The sequence below is a fragment of the Tullyiplasma multilocale ATCC 49900 genome (assembly GCF_000483165.1).
Classification (GTDB): Bacteria; Bacillota_I; Bacilli_A; order Mycoplasmatales; family Mycoplasmataceae; genus Tullyiplasma; species Tullyiplasma multilocale.
Map to the genome: position 1 here is coordinate 306,964 of NZ_KI519557.1, position 18,164 is coordinate 325,127.

The following is an 18,164-nucleotide window of genomic DNA, read 5'->3' on the forward strand; positions in this document are numbered from 1 at the left end:
TTAAAATATTTTTTTCTCAATGGCACTAAATCTTCTATCTAGTTCACTTTCGATAGTTTCATTTAATTTATTTCCATTTAATTTCAAAGTTCTTTTTGCTATTTTGAAAAAACCATTAATATCTAATATTGATAATAATAATTCTGAAATGAATGAATTAATTTTCCCATCCAAAACCTCTTGATCGTATTTATTTATCAAAATAGGTAATGAAATTTTTATACTTTCACCATCTTCGATTATGTATTCCAATATTTCTTCTTCGTTTTCATTTAATTCGATGATTATTCACTTTTCTCAATTTGAAAATGCGTTACCCTTAATTTCAAATCCAATTTTATTTTCTTCCTTAGAAACTTCAACTTGTTTAATTATTTGTTTACTTATAGAATTTTTCTTAGCATCTTTAAGAAGTCTCTCTATGTATTTTAAAACATCTTCAAAATTGTTAATCTCAGATTCATCTTCCAAGAAATCTTGAACAAGTTCTTTTTTAACATAATCATTAGCAATTTTAATCTCAACTAATGAATCAAGTTCTTTTTGAGCCTGAAGTGATAAATTATTAACTTTAGCATTTAAAGATTCGATATCAATAGAACCTTCTTCATTTCTTACTCCAGAATTTTCAACTTCTACACGGGCTTGTTCGTAAATAAATCTTTCCACTAGATCTTTTATTATTTTGACATTTTTAACTCCTAGACGTTTAAATTCTTTAATTTTATCTTCATATTTAGATGCATTTGTTACTAAATCCGCGGGAAAATTATTTTCAAACATATGAACCCATTTAGCAAGTACAGACATACCCATTTCTGAAATTTTCTTCAATAAATAATCTTTAAGAATGTCAAGATTTGTTGTTTGTGATTTGTTAGTTCCTGATTCAAAATTACTATCATTTCTTATTCTTATTGAACCAAAGATTTTAGAAGTATATTTAGAAACGTTACCCCCTACTAATACTTCGGTACCAGATATTTTTGTTCAAGATTTAGGGAAATACATTGCTGTAGCTTCTCTCAATTCTTTAATAATCATATTTTCAGGCATTGGATTACCCGAAAAACTAACGCCATCTAAATTAGGACCGTGATAAATCGCACGATTGTTTTGGATTAACTCAAACCCAGTAATTTTATCTACATTGAAATTTCCAAAAGTCTCTGAAAACTTGGGTGAATTCATTTTAGCTGAAGCTAAGTTAAATGTAAAATTGATTGGGAAAGAATCTTCCTCATCGCTATATCTAGTGGTTAAAATCTTTCTACTTTCATCAATAATAAGGTTATCAATAGTGAATTCTAAATCAGAAAAAGTACCTTTACCTTCAAAAAACATTGTCGTAAAAATTTCAGCCGTCATTTGTGCTAATGGATAATTATCTAAATCAGGCAGAGATATTTTTTTGTCCAAGATTCCATATTTTTCAAGCGGATTTTTATTAATTAAGAAACCGTTAGGAATGTTTGACACCTCCTCTTTCTCTTCTTCGCTGAAAATATTTTTTTTGATTTCGATGAAGAATCTTTTCATATCAGATGTAATTGAATTCTTTATAAATCCCTTTCATTCATTACCAAAAATCTCATCATTTTCTATTTTTTTGTATAAAGAAATATTCTTCTTTCTAAATTCTTCAAATGAGAAAGCTGCTGATTGACTAAAATTGTTTTTAGATATTGTTTTTAAGAATTCAGGTCTCTCACTCCCTATTTTTATTCCATTGGCATTATTTAATAAAAGATTGTTTTTGTTATAATCCAAACAATTGAAATTAATAGAAATTTGATCGTATTCATTAACCAATGGTGAATATCTTTTGAAAAGACTTGCAGATATCAATGGGAAAGCTTCCTTTATCTTATCTAAGATTTTCATTGTGTTAGAGTAATTGACGAACTGAGAATCATCCAAATCATTCATTTCAGGAAATTTTTCAGCATCATTTTTTTGTTTGAATTTTAAATTTCTTCAAAATTGTTTCGCAGAAGAGTAATCTTTAAACATTAAAATTCTTGATCCAGAATTGCCTTCTGATTCTAATTCAACATCTCCATCCAGTAGACCATTTCTATATATAAAAATATTAGCGAAATTTCTCATCTCTCCATCTATTTCTCTTTCTGAAACTAAAATTGAATAATCTCCGAAATAATTCATCGCCGATTTCATTCCAACGAAATATTGGTTTGTTTGCCCAGTTTGAACTTCATCCCTACCTATTTTTTCAATAGAACTTTCAATATCGAATCCTTTACCTAAATCTTTGATTGAAATATAACCTTCACTTTGATCAAAAGTTATATCAATAGGCATTCTTCCTTCATTACCCTCTTTTATCATTTGTTCATAACTAGATTTTGAGTTATCTATAAATTCAGATATTAAATAAATTATATCTTTTTCTGGGCGGGCTCAAATTAATGTATCTCCACCCAATACTTTTTTCATATTATTTTTCATTATCGTTCTCCACTATTTTTTTCTGCAACATATCTAATTGCTTTTCTAATTTATAATCAGAAAATTCAGTTTCTATGTATTTTGGTATATTTATTTTGTATTTAATTTCATCTATATATTTATTATCAGCATTTAAATAAAAATTTGGTAACTCTTCATTCTTAAGAATAACTATATCTATAGAGCTCAAGTCTATATTTATTTTATTAAAATCGTGTTTATTAGAGTTTAAAAGTAAATGATTTGGAACGCTTTTATCTTCAATTGTTAAAATTTCAAATATCTTTTCCGTTAAATCTTTAAGGGTGATCCCAAAGCCATAATCTAGAATATCGTATTTTACAAAGACATATCATATATCATCTTCAATATTATTCATTTGTTGATTAGCCTTCATTACGAAATTCATATATTCTCCAGATGTAGATTTAATTTCCAAAGCCATTTTTTTATTAGGTATCTTAAAATCATGTTTCTTAGAATCTTTTTTCTGATATGATTCAAAAATTGTTTTGACATATTCTAATTTGTCTTTATATTTTTGAGTCATAAAATATATAAAACACATTTCTCCAATATACCCTTTTATTTTATTATCTAAATCACCATCAATTTTTATTTGTAACAACTCAGAAATCGCATTCATTGACGAATACAAGTCCGGTCACACAGAATTATTTAAACCATCGAAAATGTTTTCGAATATTTCATGTATAAATTCTTGATTAGCTATTGACACATTATTTCTAAAAGTTATTATTTCACCAATAAATTTTTCTTTATCCGTTTCATTATCTCCTATTCACAATTCTTCATTGTTTTTATATGTGAAAAAATTTGTTTTGATATTTTTTTGCTTCGATAAATTATTCATATTTTTTATACCGTAAAAAATATTTATCTCATTTTTTAAATCTCTAAAAATAAATAATATGTTGTCATTATTTGTTCGTTTATGATTTAAACTATCCGATATTTGTTTGAACATATATACCCCTTTTGTTTTTTATAATTTTATTATAGATAAAAAAACCACTTATAATTGTTATTTGAGAACAAAAAAATGAGGTTATACCTCATTTTTATATTTTATAACCTCAAAATCTCTTTTCGAAAGGCAAAATTCCGTAATTTCTTTAATTTCTATAACATCATCTAATAATACTTCGACTAAAACTTTTTTAACATCAAAATCTGCATATTGTAAATTTTGCGATATAAAAATATAACTATAAAATTCCAGTTGGCCAAGCCCTTTTAAAAATTGTGCTAAATAATTAGAGTTCGTTATTGTTTTAAACTCATAAATATTTACAATTTCATTCTCCTCATCAATTTCATATAAATCTGTAAATTTACCTTTTAAAACTATATTTTTATCAGTCAAACTTTTTGAAAATTCTTCTATAGCTTTTTCGTGTAATCTTCTAGCTACTTCCAATTTATTTTTACGAACAGAATCGTCAATATTTTCTTTATCGAAACTCACAATGTCTGAGTATTTTAAGTTTGAGTTAACAGCGGATAAAATTTCTCTCAAATATTTTGTTTTTTCATTTACCAAATTTTTAGGTTTTAAAACCTTTTTATTATTAACTTTATAAACGAAATTGAAGTTTTCTGCAATAAAATCGTTTAAAATTTCTCTTTTTTCATTTTCTATTGGTACTAAAGTAAAAGTGAAATTTCTGTATTGATCATCTCATTTTTTTGAAATAACCTTCATTTTTCCAAAACTTTTATATGTATGCGGCGCAAATCTTACAAAAACCTCGAAGAAATACTCACTGTTTAAAGATTTATCTAGAAGCCCATTCCCAGATTGCACCGTTGTACTATATTCTGAGGTTTTATCATTAATTGCCCCATAATAAATAATTTCATAAGAAGTAACCTTATTAGGATACGATGGCCTTTTATATTTTGGTGAATTAATATAAATAATCCCATTTTTTGTATTATTTTTTAAAGGTATTATTCCCGGGAGTTGTCTTGCTCCTGGGTATTCTTTTTTTATTTCTTCTAATTTGTAAATTTTCCCTAACAACATCTTGATACCAGCCTTTTTAATTTACTAATATCATATAATAAGTTAATAAAAAAAACCTTTACAGGTTATTTTTTTATTTTTTTTATTTCATTACCCATTTTTGTTATCAAAGGGACAACTAATGCATTACCCATACAGAAGTATCTCATTCTTTCAGGCATTACGCCATCTGTTCAATTATCTTCAAATCCGTTTAATCTTTCAGCTTCGATAGGTGTTATTTTACGCAATCTCTTCTCGCTTTTATTTAAAGCTATAAAATGTGATGATCTATTAATGGTAGATTCCGAAGTTAACATAGTTCTAGCCGGCAAATCAGGGCTATCAACTTTTGCCATTTTCCCTTCAGCATAGAAATAAGGTGTTCCATCCGGTTTTATTCTCGGAATTTTCTTACTATCTTTTAATTCTTCAACTTTTTTAACTTGTTCTGGAGTTAATTCATATTCTTTAGAAACTTTTTTTTCTAAAATATCCCCTAGCTTTACAAATCCATTCTCACCATTATAATTTGATTCGTAATCAAATGATTGAGCCACTCCATCGATCATAATACCTGCATTTAAAAACTTACCTAGATTATAATTTTTAGTAACTTTTACTTCATCTTTTAAATTCTTATTTTTAAAGTCAACAACGTGCAATTTAGATTTTTCTTTAATTTTCATAGGAAACTCTTTAGAAAAGAATCCGTTTTCAGATAATTCTCTGTCAAATATTTTATTATTCAAATCAAGTTCCACTGTTTTTTCATCTTTTAGTCATGCAAAGACGAAGACCCTTCTTCTTCTTTGGACAAATCCATACTCAGCGGCATTGATAACCCTTCATTCTACGTTATATCCTAAATTATCAAAATTTTTAAGCATGATTGCAAAATCTCTTCCTCTTTGATTTGAAGGTGATTTAAGCAATCTATCAACATTTTCAAGTAGCACCATTTTGGGTTGTCTGTTTTCAAGTATTCAACTAATTTCTCATCATAGGACACCTTTTTTACCTTGGATTCCTTTAGCACCAGTAGATGCTACAGAATAATCCTGACAAGGGAATCCACCAACCAATAAATCAAAATCATTTGGTATTGAATGTTTCGCTAGAGTAATATCTTCATTACTAAAAACCTCCTTAGAATCATCTGTTTTAAAATTTTTTTCTAAAGCTTTAAAGGCATATTGAGCGGCAGGAGTTTTACCAGGTTCTCATTGATTACTGAAAACGAAATCAAAATCATCTGAACTTTTTTTCAATCCCAACTGGAATCCACCAACCCCAGCAAATAGTTCAACAACTTTTATTTTTCCCATATTTATCCCCTTAAATGTAAAATACATAATAATATTGTATATTATAAATGAAAATAAGAAAAGATCCAGGGGTAATATTATGAAAGAAATTAAATATAAAGATATTGAGGAAATCCTGCAAAAAGCTAAAAGAGCTGAAGGGCAAAGGATAATTGATTTAGTTGGAGACTACGGAACTAATAATGATAAAGGAAAGGTTGGTAATCTAATTCAGAAAGGTTATTTTGGCATTCCTGTAAATAATAATCCAGAGGCCGATTTCAAAGAATTAGGTTTCCCGATGGAACTTAAAGTTACACCAGTTAAGCGATTACAAAAACCCAAAAAAGAATTAAATTCAGACTTAGTAGCAAAAGAACGTTTGGTTTTATCAATGATAGACTATAACAATATTGATTTAGATGAAAGTTTTTTTACATCTCATGTTTTTGAAAAAACTGAGTCAACTCTTTTGATGCATTATCTACATGATTACAATAATGAGATAAAAACTCAAAATAAAATTTTATACTCTCACATTTTAGATTTGAATGAAGATTTAACTGACATGGAGAAAAATATAATCGAAGAGGATTTCCAAATAATAAGAAATAAAATAATTACAGGAAACGCTCACGAACTTTCAGAAAGCAATACAAAAATATTAGCAGCCACAACAAAAGGTCAAGGGAACCAAAAGCCTAGAACTTATAAATTTTCTGATATCAATGCCAAAGGAAGAGCTTTTTCTTTCAAGCCCTCTTTTATGACATTGTTGTTCAATAGAAAATACAACAATGCAAAAATCATTACTCCAAAATCAGGAAAATCAGACATCTTCAGTTTTTTTGAAGAAATAGTTGATAAATATAAAGGCATCAACATTTATGAAGATTACATTCAGCGCAGATTAAAACAAGGCATTCATGAACCTAAAGATAATAAGAGTATGAATGCCTGATGAATGAAGAAAGTTGTTAATGAACATGATGAAAACTTCCTGCCATGAATGGAGACTTTAGGATACAAAATGATCTGTATCACAATAGATGAAAAAGGCAAAATACAAGAGAGCATGCCCCTTTCAAGAGTAATCGATCCTCAAGAGTTAGGAGAAAATGAATTTCTTGATTCTTATGAATTTGAGCAATTAGTCCTAAATAAGTATATATTTGTGACATTCAAAAAAATAGTTGGAAATAATCACGAGATATATCTTGATGGTATTTTTGAATTTAATATTTCAGAAAATGATAAATATATTAAAAATTTAGAAAAAGTTTGAAATGACACAAAAATTAAATTCCAAGGAGAACCCTTTATCCAATTTAAACAAACAAAAAATGGTTTATCTAACAACTTAATTAAAATGAAAGATGATTTAGATTTCCACATTAGACCAAAAGGTAGAAATAAAGAAGATAAATATCTTTTGAATGATAATAAAACATTAATTACAAAACAAACTTTTTGAGTTAACAGAGATGTTTTACAAGAATTTAAAGACAAAAAAGCGAACTAATGTTCGCTTTTTCTATACTGCTACTTCCCCTTTAATTCTCGGGTGTGATTCGTACCCTTCTAATCTGATATCTTCGTATTTTACATCAAAGATATTTGTAAATTCAGAATTAATAATTAATTTAGGTAATTGTTTAGGTTCTCTAGTTAATTGTAATTCAACTTGTTCTAAGTGATTTGAATAGATGTGAGCATCTCCAATTGTGTGAACGAAGAATCTTGCTGTTAATCCGCATTCTTTAGCTACAAGTTCTAATAACAATGCATAACTGGCAATGTTGAAAGGAATTCCTAAGAAAATGTCTCCACTTCTTTGGTATAGTTGTAAATCCAAAAACCCTTCTTGAGATACATAAAATTGGAATAATGAGTGACATGGAGGCAACAACATATCATCAACTTCAGTTGGATTTCAAGCAGATACAATGTGTCTTCTTGAATTAGGGTTATTTTTAATTGAATCAATTACTTTTTTAAATTGATCAACTCCATTAAAGTCTCTTCATTGCTTTCCATAAACTGGACCAAGATCTCCATATTGTTTTGCAAATTCATCATCAGTTTTAATTTTTTCAATAAATTCAGCTAAAGTTTCACCTTGGAAAGCTTCTGATTTTTGGTAATCTGCATACGGTCATTCATTTCAGATGTTTACTCCATTATCTACTAAGTATTTAATGTTAGTATCTCCTGAAATAAATCATAAGATTTCATGAACGATTCCTTTAAAGAAAACTTTCTTTGTAGTAACCATTGGAAAACCTTCTCGTAGATCATAACGAGATTGAGTTCCAAATTTAGAGATAGTTCCAGTACCAGTTCTATCTTCTCTTTTTTCACCATTTTCTAAGACATCTTTAATTAAGTCTAAATATTGTTTCATGTTATTCTCCTCTTTTTGTTTTTTGAAATTTGTTTCACTCTATTAAATTGGTTAGTGGAAGACTTTTATTGAGACCTTTGAAAAAAGTATTATATTTCTTAATGTAATTTTCCTCTATTTGCGCAACTTCTTTAGGATTCTTACTCATTTTATTAGAATCAAGAGTTTCCAATATTATAAATATGGGATGTTTACTCCTCAAAGATAGGTTGTCTTCTTTAGCTTTTAACAGTTCAAAGTATCTAACATCAGCAACGCCTTCAAGCATTTTTTCATCATCGCTCTCTAACACGGATTTAACTAAGTCAATTTGAGACGCATGATATTGAAACCTTTCTCTGAACTTATGAGTTTGGCCTATATAAATGGGTAATCTGCGGTCAGGATAATCTTTTGTGTCCACCTTATAACACATCATATATATTCCACCCTTATCAAGAATTTCTGATTTGCTATCCCAACAATCGTATAATCAATATTTTCCTTTACCAGTTGGTTTAATATCTCATCCATTCATTAATTCTTGAATATCTTTTAAGTAATTAATATTGTGATTGTAATGTGGTAATTCACTAACGATTTGTTTTTCAATAACTTTCTCAACATTCTTTAATTCATTTTTTTGAAATTTTAGTTTAGCTACTTCAATTTGACTTTTATTTAACTTATTTATCAGTTCTTGATTTTTATTTTTTAACACCAACAATTTCTTTCTGTTCAAAAAATCAAACATATTAGTTTCCTTCTCTATTTTTTAATAAGTTATATGCTATGTTAATCTTCTTCATCTCAGTTTCTGCTTGGTGAGATTTATTATTATCTGGATGATATTTAATAGCTAATTGTTTATATGCTAGTTTAATTTCTTTTAAACTAGCACCACTTGTTAATCCTAATGTTTTTAATGCAATTTTCTCATCATCAAAGTTAGGATTAAATAATTCAATCTCTTCATCAAAATCAGCAAAGCGATTTTTCTTATGGAAATTATTATTTTGTTGAGATATATCTTTTAATTGATAGTTGCGATATATCTCATTTAAACTTATTTTAGTTATATCTAAAACTTTTTCATTTATCTGAATTATTACATCTTCAATTAATATTTCTAATTTCTTTTCTAATAATTCTTGATCTTCGATTTGAAAGTATTGATTCAAATAAACATCAATTAATCTTGGAAGGATTTTGCTTCCAAGATTAACTTTAATAGTTTCATGAAATGCTTCATAAATCTTTAATTTAATATTATTAACAAATTCAAATATATCTTCAGTTTGGTAAACGTTTTCAATTGCATTATCAATGCTATCAAACCCATTAGTTATAATGTCTTTAAAACGTTGATTTAAGCTTGTTAGCTCAACTTTAGCAATTGTTGCTAGTTCTTGGCTAGAAAAGGCTATAATAACGCTTAAAGTATTGTAAAAAGCACTTCCAGTCAATGATGTTAGACTCTCTTGATAGTTATATTTATTTACTTCAAAATTGTTGTTTGTGTTTTTAAAGTAATTGGTAATATTTGTTAAATTATTATTTTGGTTATTGTTAATTGTTACAGAAAGGGCTTTATCATAATAATCTTTATTAAATTCAACTAGTTGTTCTATTAAATCTAGGTTAAGTTTCATTACAATAAATCTCCTTAAGATATATTTTACTTTATAAATGAAAAATTGAACTTTTAAAGTTCAATTTTATTTTATTTTTTAGCTTTAAGTTTTTCAATGTTTTCAATTTGAGTCACAATGTCATCTGCATATCCATCAGGATCGGTTGAGTTTCCATCAACTACCATAAATGGTGCCATGTGTTTATAGATTTCAAATCACTCTTCATAGATTTCAGCCAATGTTCTTCAATAGTCATATTCAGTATCAATTTCAGATTCACGTCCACGTCCAAGAATTCTTTGAATTGAAACTTCGGGATCTACTTTTAAATAAATTACTAAATCAAATCCTGAGTTTAAATCATCATCTCTAAATAGTTCTGGAAGAATACACCCTTGGAAGTATTCTTTAAAGACTGTATAGTCAACATCATTTAATCTTCCGAATTTATGATCGGCATGAGCAAAGATCATTGAATCTAAAATACTACGATCGTAAATTACATGAGGCTCACCTTTGTTTTTGCTAAATGACTTCATACGATCTGATAACATTCATAAATCTAATTTATAGTTCATGTTTTGATATTCGGGATGATCGTTGTCATAAGCATATTCAAAGTAAGGACAATCCAATGATGTTTCTCAAAAGATTTTGTATTCTTTTGGTAGTCTTTCTTCTAGTTTTGTTATTAAAGTTGTTTTTCCAGCACCAGTAGTACCAAAGATAGCTATCCTCATTTGTTCTCCTTAGATTTTTATATTAAATATATATTAGTATTTTATTAATTAATATTCAACCTTTAAATAGATAAAAACCCTATAAAATAGGGTTTTTAAGGTATATTATTTACTTTTATTCATTACAGATAATATTTCATCAGCATATACTTCAGGATTTTCAATATTTCCATCCACTACTAAGAATGGGAATTTGTTTTCTAAGTATTTATATCAACGATCATACATATTAGTTAATTTAGTTCAAAATTCAGTATTAACATTTAATTCACGTTCAATTGCACGATTAGTAATTCGTTTAATACTTGTCTGGGGACTTACTTTTAAATAAACTACTAAGTCGTATCCATCTTGGCCTTTTTGGGCAAAGATTGAAGGTAATACTACTAATTCAAAATATTCACGATAAACATTTCAATCTTTTTCATCAATGTTTCCTTCTTCATAGTTTCAATGAGCAAAGATAATTGTGTCCATGATTCCACGATCATAAATAACATTTTCATATTGTTTAGATTCTTTAAATTGTTTCATACGATTAGATAACATTAATAGCTCCATTTTATAAGCAGCAGATTGTCTAATAGCTTTATCTGGAGAATAAGAATCTTCAAAGTAAGGATTATCTTGTAATGGTTCTCAAAAGACTTTGTAATCTTGAGGTAGTTTTTTCTTAAGTGTGTCAATTAAAGTTGTTTTACCAGCTCCAACTGTTCCGAAGATAGCAATTTTCATTTTATACCCCTTATTATTTTTTTACTAAATTAATAATAACATTATCAACTATAAAAGTTATAGAATATTTAAAAGGAGTTAAATAATATGAGCTTAAAAATATTAAAAGAAATCAGAACTAATAATTTCGCTGATCCTCAAATGGGAGAAAAATTTGTTAACGTTTGAAAACAAGCTGAAGAAATAATTACTAAACAAAAATTGGAAGGACCTTTCTATGGTGTTTATCATAAATACCAATCAAACTATAAAGGTGATTACAACTATGCAGTTGCCAACATTGGAGTTGAATACAGTGATTTAAACATCAACGAAACAGCTCACTATAAAGAGTTTGAAGTAGATACTAAAAAACCTAATGCTATTTCAAAAACATGAGAACACATTTGAGATTTAGAAGATGCTGGTAAATTAAATAGAATTTATGAGACAGATTTCGAATTCTATGATTTAGATGGAAGTATTACAATTTATATTGGTGTAAAGAAAAACGAGAAATAATTTCTCGTTTTTTTAATTTATTTAAAAAATTCAACAGAATTGTATAGGTTAAATATTATTTTATCTTCCGTAAATTCTTCGGCTTCAATAATTTCTTTTCAGTACGGATTATAGTTGTTCATATCCATACGTCATAGAATATTTTCGGTACCAATTTGAATCAAATAACTATTGATTCAGTTAGTGCAATTCCTGAATGCACTGCTTAGTTGAACATCGAATTCTTCAACCAACCCCTTCTTTAACGCTTTGAATTCTCTTTGAACATTTTTAAATTTATTTTTAAAATGCTCTAAAACTATATAAATATCATCCTGATAATCATAACCAAAATAATTTATTTCTGTATTTTTAGGACTTTCATTAATGAGAATTTCTAAAACTTCATTATCATGGTTGAAACTTAATCCAAAAATATCAATGACGTGTTTTTCATCATGTGATAATTGAGCCATATAACTTTTAAGTTTTATTTCTTTTTTTCTTTCATCAATTTCTATAAGACATTCATCATATTTTGAATAAATATCCTCATTTTCACTTATAGCACCATGCAAATGAATAACACCATTAAGCCCAAACATTTCGATGGTGTTTGAATAATTGAATGTTAATACCACATCATAACTTTCAAGTTTAGATTTTATCAACTTAAATAAAATCGACTTATTATTTTCTAAATCTTGGATCGTTTTATAAACATTTGAAATTTTCATATCCAAAATAAACATAATATAATTTTTTATATTTTCCTTTAAATTCATTATTGAATTTGCTTCTAATTTTGTTTTGCTTTGGATAAATCACTTATCTTTGCATAAACTAAGTAAAAAAGCAGGAAACTCCTCTACACCTTTGTTTATGTAAGAATTACTAAACCCCGGTTTCTTGTGATCTTCCAAGACACTTATTAAAAGCGCTTTTTCAAAAGAATTTTTGTTAAAAACGTCTAATCACTCATTAAGATATTTACTTTCGTAAAAATCTTTGAAAATTCCTTCCATAGTTAATTCATCGTTTTTGATTTTAATGTCAAACCCATTCCCTAAAACTAATATTTTTCTCATTTATTCCTCTTCTAAATTAATAGCTCCCAAGATTCCAGATAAACCTTTATAGATTTTATCTTTAAATTGCGAACTCAGTCTTGTTGATGCTTTAGTTAATTTTGCTGAATTATTATCCAATGAAGATCTTACTGAATCAATTGCTTTTAATTCCGTTTCAATAATCTTTCATGTTTTAGGAAATTCAATAGTTCAGTATTCATCTAACTTAACCTTTTTCTCTTCATATTCTTTAATTAAATCATCACTAACTTCTCCTGTTAGTTTTTGAGTTTTTAATTCAAAGTCATTTTCAACTTCAATTAATTTTCTAACAATTTGTCCAACGAAGATAAAACTTTCACTATCTGTTATTCAAATGTTTGGATATTTTTCACTTCTAATGAAAGGAATCCCATTGTATTTATCATTAAAGCTTGTAGCAATTAAGATTCCGTACTTAGTTTTGTTATTAGCAACATCTGTCGCTAATTTTCCTTCTCAAGCCTCAGATCAAATAGCATTCTTAACTTCATAGACAATTTTCCCAATCTCATTACCTTGGCTATTTTTAATTACTTGTAAGTAGTCAGCTTTTTTATCAGCTGTTGTATTGTTAATTTTACTAATTGAATCATACATTCCAAATGCTTTACGCAATTCACCCTCAACTTCATGTTCAAAGTTTTCACCCTTACGTTTTGATTGTAAGATTTTGTTTTGAGCATTTGCTATTTTTAATTCTTCAATTTGAGTTTGATAACGTTTTTCAACTTCTTGTTGAACGCTTGCTAATTTAATTTCAAATTCATTTTGTTTATTAATTAGTTCAATCTCACGAGTTTGAACTAATTCCTTTAATTGATCAATTACAGGTTTAATTTCATCTCTAAATTGAGCTTCTTTTTTAAGAATTAATGTTTCTTGATTGTTTTGTAAAGTTGCTAATTCTAATTTATATTGATTAATTTTATCTGTATATTCTTTTTCAATTTCATTAGCTTTATTAGCAATTAGTAATTCACGTTCTTCTTTAATTTGTTGAAGTTTCATTTCACCTTCAGCAATTCTAGATTTATAGTTATTAATCTCTTGTTGATTTCGATTTAAAATCTCACTGGCTTTTAAATCGAAATCTTTTTTAGCATTAACAACCGAATTATCAAATTCCATTTTATTCTTTTGAATTTCATTGTTTAATTTATCAATAATTTCTTGGTATTTGTTTTCTGTTTTTAATACTTCAATTTCTTTTTCTTTAGCAAAATCAATTGTTAAAGTTTCTTTAACTTCTAATTCAACTTTATTAAGCATTTCTTGTTTTTGTTGATCCAAAAACTTTTCAACATTTGCTCAAGAATGTTTTGAGTTTTGAAAATCTGATTTAGTTATATCTTTGCCACAATGTGGACATTGTAAAATAATATCATTCATTGATGATACCTCCTTATTTAATGATTTTAAGAATTGTACTAAGATCTTTTAATTTACAATCTAAATTAAATATTGCATTGCATTAATTCTTTGGGTCTCCCCATATTTCAATTATAACAAACCAAGTTATTATAATTGAAATAACAATTGATATAATGAAAGTATTGCGAGGTTGTATGAATAATAAATATGTCTTAATAGATTTTGAAACTGCTAATAGTGATTTATCTAGTGCTTGTCAAATCGGAATAATAGTTGTCGAAAATAATCAAATCATTGAACAATACAGTTCGTTGATAAAACCAGAACCTAATATCTTTAGTAGGTTTAATATCTCAATTCATCATATAACACCAGATATGGTTGCTGATGCTCCAACATTTGATGAAGTATGATGTGAAATTAATAAGTACTTCAAAAGTGATATTCCAGTAATTGCCCATAATGCAAGTTTTGATATTGGGGTTTTAAGAAAACTTGATCAACAATATAACTTAAACATCAACAACTTTAATTATGGTTGTTCAGTTTATATGCTAAAAAAGGTTTTCAATTTACCAAAGGCTGGTTTGGGATATTTAACTGAAATTAATAACATTCACTTTGGACATCATGACGCTTTAGAAGATGTTAAAGCCACAAAGCAAGTTATTGATATTTATTTTAAAAACACTAATAACTTTTTAACATTACCCATACACCATGGATACAGATTTAAAAAATACTAAGCCTTGCTTAGTATTTTTACTATCTACTTCTCATAAGTTTTCTAAAAACAAATTTATCATGATTTTTATACATTAAACAATATAATGTAAGTCCAGCAATTAAGCCTAACATTCCAAAAATAACAACCGTTAATAATATTAGTTGATTTCCTGTTTGGTTTGCCACTTGCGTTACGTGACCTGTAGCTGTATCAACCCACTCCATGCTATATTGTTTTTCAATTATTGCTTTAATAAATCTGAAAAAGGCATTTGGTGTAAAGGCAATTACAGATACCACTCCAACTCCAGTCGCATAATTAGTATTATCAATCTTTAATTCTGCTCCAATCGGAGATCAGCGAATAGTTACTATTGCTCAAGTTAATAGTCCTAAAATCATTAAATTCAAACTAGCAGCTACCGCCATAATTGTTTTAAAAACTTTGCCCTTGTTTTCAAAAGAATTATTAAATCCCGGCAATAACATCGCAACCACGACTAAAACCATTCCCAAGAATAAGCCAAGACATATCAAAAGAATATATGAGTGTGATTTATCAGCTTTTTTACCAGCATAAGGAGAAATTAGAAACCTCATTACATAAGTTCTAAATGTTCCTAACAAGGATACAACAAGTGCTGGTACTAAGAAAATGTTTGTTAAGTAATTCATATATGAACTAAGCCCCATTTGTAGCATATACACTCCAAGTACCAATGTTCCAAGTAATCATATTTTTCAATTTTTAACAACTCTTATTAAACTTTTTAAAGTAAAAGTTTTTTCATGATTATCATCAATTCCTTTTATTAAGAAAACCGTTAATAATAAAGATGCTATTATTAATGTTACATAAACAGCTAACAAGATAAAAAATCCCATATTAATAGACTTATCACCAAATTCAATTGTTGGTAATTTTTTAGCATTGGCAAGGCTCATTAACATAGTTCCAAACAAAGCAAGAACCAATCCTAATAAACCATTAATGCCTCCTTGTAAACCATTGTTTTTACCAACCTGTTTTTCTTTCTCTTCACCAACTAAGTGAGCAGTGTTGTGATTCTTAACAACTTTTCAAAGCGGTGCTCACAATAGCCCTGCAATCGCGAAAGCAAATCCTGCAAAAATTATATACAACTGAATCATTGTTGCAAGTTTGGTGCTATTGAATGGTAACGTCATATATCAAACACCTAGAATACTTATGATTATTAGTGAAAGAACTAGTAAATGTTTGGATTTAAATTTATCTCCTAAATATGAACCCAATAAGTAACACGGTAATTGAACAAATCCATATATGGCATTGGCTCACGAATACTGGCTAGCTGTTATATGTAAACTACTATTCAAATTTGGAATGAAATTTTCCATATATAGTGGAATAGCAAAAATAACAACATCAGTTAAAGCCAAGATTATTATCGGGAGATTTGTTTTGAAAAATGACTTAATATTTTTAACTTCAATCTTTTTCAATTTCATAATAAACCTCAATTCATCGCTCAACCTAAATTTAATATTTCAATGACCACTCATATAAATATTTTCCATTCAATTAAAGCCTAAGACAATGAAACACCTCACAATACTTTCATCAACGCAAAATAGCGACCTAAATCGCTATTTTATAATTTATTTATTTTTCATTAACTTTCTAAAAACGAATTTTTCATGTTTCTTATAAATTGAAATGTACAATATCAATCCAGAAATTAAACCAATTAGAGCAAAGGGAATTGTTGTTGCCAGAATTAATTGATTCCCCACTTGATTTGCCACTTGTGTAATATTACCTGTAGCTGTATCTAAATATTCAGTTGAGTGATTTTTCTCGATCACTGATTTAATTGTTCTGAAAAATGCATCGGGCGTGAAAGCAATTACTGAAATAAATCCTACAGCTGAAGCATAATTGTCGTTGTCTATTTTAAGTTCGGTTCCAATCGGAGATCATCTAATAGTTACCAATCCTCAAACAACAACTCCTAAAACTAACATATTAATTGAAGCTACCACTCCGATAATAATCTTTGTAGTTTTACCTTTGCTTACAAAGTCATTATCGAACCCTGACAAGCTAATTGCTACAACTACTAGTATTATTCCAATTAAGAGTCCCAAACACGTTAAAACGATGTAAGAATGCGATCTATCAGCTCTTTTACCTGCTCGTGAAGATACTAAAAACCTAATAATATAAGAAGTTGATATTCCTAGCAATGAAGTAATAATTGCCAGCACTCCAAAAACATTAGTTAAATAATTCATATAAGCACTTAAACCCATTTGTAACATATAAACCCCAAGCACTAATAATCCTAAACATCAAATCTTTCAAGATTTGATAACTTTTATTAAAGATTTAAGTGATAAGGTTCTTTCATTATTATCTTCAATATTTTTAATACAAAAAATTGTCAAAAACAGTGAAGTAATTATCAACGAAACATAAATTGTCACTAAGATATAAAATCCTAAACTAATCGAAGTTTCTCCAATATCAATTGTTGGCAATATATTTTTACTTGATAATAACAATAATAGAATTCCTAACAAAGCTAAAAACAAACCAATAAATCCATTAGTAGCTCCTTCTAATCCATTATTTGCCCCAACTTTCTTCTCTTTATCTATTCCCACCAAATATTCTGTATTATGATTTTTAACAATCTTTCAAAGTGGAGCTCACAACAAACCACAAGTTGAAAAAGCAAATCCAGCAAAGATTATATATAACTGAATTTTTGTAGCCATTGGTGTTGAGTTGAATGGTAATGTCATATACCAAACCCCAAGCGTGCTTGCCAACGCCAATGACGCTATTAATAAATGTGAGACTGTTACCCCTTTTTGGAGCATTTAAAATAAAATTTGACTACAGCATAGTAATTAATTTAATTTTATCTAAAAAACTAAAAAAGTGTATACAAAATTAAACTTTTTATTTCAAAAGTTTTTTCATTATTTAATTAAATAATTGGAAATTTATATCTTTTTATACCAACTTATATAAAATGGTATAAATTTAGAATGTTTTTTGTCAGTATAGTTTTATGTTGCTTTTTTTATTTTTGTTATATCAAATAATTCAACCAATGACATCATTTATATAATCCTTCAAAGATTTATATTTTTTCTTATTAGAATGAATTGTAGCTTTTTTCATTAA

General features: G+C 27.5%; 16 protein-coding genes. 3 read left to right on the forward strand and 13 right to left on the reverse strand.

Features of this window, described 5'->3' with window-relative positions; translation table 4 throughout:
* The 4 genes from G319_RS10130 to dcm form a co-directional block, all read right to left on the reverse strand.
* Window positions 1-2,469: a sensor histidine kinase gene (locus G319_RS10130; protein WP_026389842.1), complete on the reverse strand. Its 2,469-nt coding sequence runs from the start codon at window positions 2,467-2,469 to the stop codon at window positions 1-3.
* Entirely contained in the window at window positions 2,459-3,457 is a 999-nt protein-coding gene (locus G319_RS10135; RefSeq protein WP_026389843.1) for a PD-(D/E)XK motif protein, read from the reverse strand. The genes G319_RS10130 and G319_RS10135 overlap by 11 nt, the downstream gene beginning before the upstream one ends.
* Window positions 3,458-3,538: 81 nt before the next feature.
* Entirely contained in the window at window positions 3,539-4,519 is a 981-nt protein-coding gene (locus G319_RS10140) for a hypothetical protein (protein WP_026389844.1), read from the reverse strand.
* Window positions 4,520-4,584: 65 nt separating this feature from the next.
* Window positions 4,585-5,826: a DNA (cytosine-5-)-methyltransferase gene (gene dcm / locus G319_RS0104385; protein WP_026389845.1), complete on the reverse strand. Its 1,242-nt coding sequence runs from the start codon at window positions 5,824-5,826 to the stop codon at window positions 4,585-4,587.
* Window positions 5,827-5,905: 79 nt separating this feature from the next.
* On the opposite strand from dcm, the gene G319_RS10145 reads away from it, so the two are divergent.
* Window positions 5,906-7,327, forward strand: coding sequence for a MutH/Sau3AI family endonuclease (locus G319_RS10145; RefSeq protein ID WP_026389846.1), 1,422 nt, complete (start codon window positions 5,906-5,908; stop codon window positions 7,325-7,327).
* A 12-nt stretch (window positions 7,328-7,339) separates the two neighbouring features.
* Here G319_RS10145 and thyA read toward each other — a convergent pair whose 3' ends face one another.
* From thyA to G319_RS10155, 5 genes are all read right to left on the reverse strand, one after another.
* The gene (gene thyA / locus G319_RS0104395) at window positions 7,340-8,209 is read right to left on the reverse strand and encodes a thymidylate synthase (protein ID WP_026389847.1); all 870 of its coding nucleotides are present in this window, start codon (window positions 8,207-8,209) and stop codon (window positions 7,340-7,342) included.
* A 1-nt stretch (window position 8,210) separates the two neighbouring features.
* Window positions 8,211-8,942 (reverse strand): F-actin-capping protein subunit alpha, encoded by a 732-nt coding sequence (locus tag G319_RS10150; RefSeq protein ID WP_026389848.1) that lies wholly within the window; start codon window positions 8,940-8,942, stop codon window positions 8,211-8,213.
* A gap of 1 nt (window position 8,943) precedes the next feature.
* The gene (locus G319_RS0104405) at window positions 8,944-9,840 is read right to left on the reverse strand and encodes a J domain-containing protein (protein WP_026389849.1); all 897 of its coding nucleotides are present in this window, start codon (window positions 9,838-9,840) and stop codon (window positions 8,944-8,946) included.
* Between the two features lie 71 nt (window positions 9,841-9,911).
* The gene (locus G319_RS0104410; RefSeq protein ID WP_026389850.1) at window positions 9,912-10,562 is read right to left on the reverse strand and encodes a deoxynucleoside kinase; all 651 of its coding nucleotides are present in this window, start codon (window positions 10,560-10,562) and stop codon (window positions 9,912-9,914) included.
* Between the two features lie 105 nt (window positions 10,563-10,667).
* A complete protein-coding gene (locus G319_RS10155; RefSeq protein ID WP_026389851.1) occupies window positions 10,668-11,297 on the reverse strand; it encodes a deoxynucleoside kinase in 630 nt (209 codons plus the stop codon).
* Between the two features lie 87 nt (window positions 11,298-11,384).
* On the opposite strand from G319_RS10155, the gene G319_RS10160 reads away from it, so the two are divergent.
* Entirely contained in the window at window positions 11,385-11,798 is a 414-nt protein-coding gene (locus G319_RS10160) for a hypothetical protein (protein ID WP_026389852.1), read from the forward strand.
* Between the two features lie 17 nt (window positions 11,799-11,815).
* Here the strand turns inward: G319_RS10160 and G319_RS10165 are convergent, their stop codons facing one another.
* A complete protein-coding gene (locus G319_RS10165) occupies window positions 11,816-12,865 on the reverse strand; it encodes a hypothetical protein (RefSeq protein WP_026389853.1) in 1,050 nt (349 codons plus the stop codon).
* Window positions 12,866-14,278, reverse strand: a complete 1,413-nt coding sequence (locus G319_RS10170) for a DUF2130 domain-containing protein (protein WP_026389854.1) — start codon at window positions 14,276-14,278, stop codon at window positions 12,866-12,868.
* 176 nt (window positions 14,279-14,454) lie between these two features.
* On the opposite strand from G319_RS10170, the gene G319_RS10175 reads away from it, so the two are divergent.
* Complete coding sequence (locus G319_RS10175) at window positions 14,455-15,006, forward strand: 3'-5' exonuclease (protein ID WP_051350901.1); 552 nt, start codon at window positions 14,455-14,457, stop codon at window positions 15,004-15,006.
* 19 nt (window positions 15,007-15,025) lie between these two features.
* On the opposite strand, the gene G319_RS0104440 is transcribed toward G319_RS10175, so the two are convergent.
* A complete protein-coding gene (locus G319_RS0104440; RefSeq protein ID WP_035358900.1) occupies window positions 15,026-16,477 on the reverse strand; it encodes an MFS transporter in 1,452 nt (483 codons plus the stop codon).
* 150 nt (window positions 16,478-16,627) lie between these two features.
* Window positions 16,628-17,776 (reverse strand): hypothetical protein, encoded by a 1,149-nt coding sequence (locus tag G319_RS10180; protein ID WP_051350902.1) that lies wholly within the window; start codon window positions 17,774-17,776, stop codon window positions 16,628-16,630.
* Window positions 17,777-18,164: the final 388 nt, after the last annotated feature.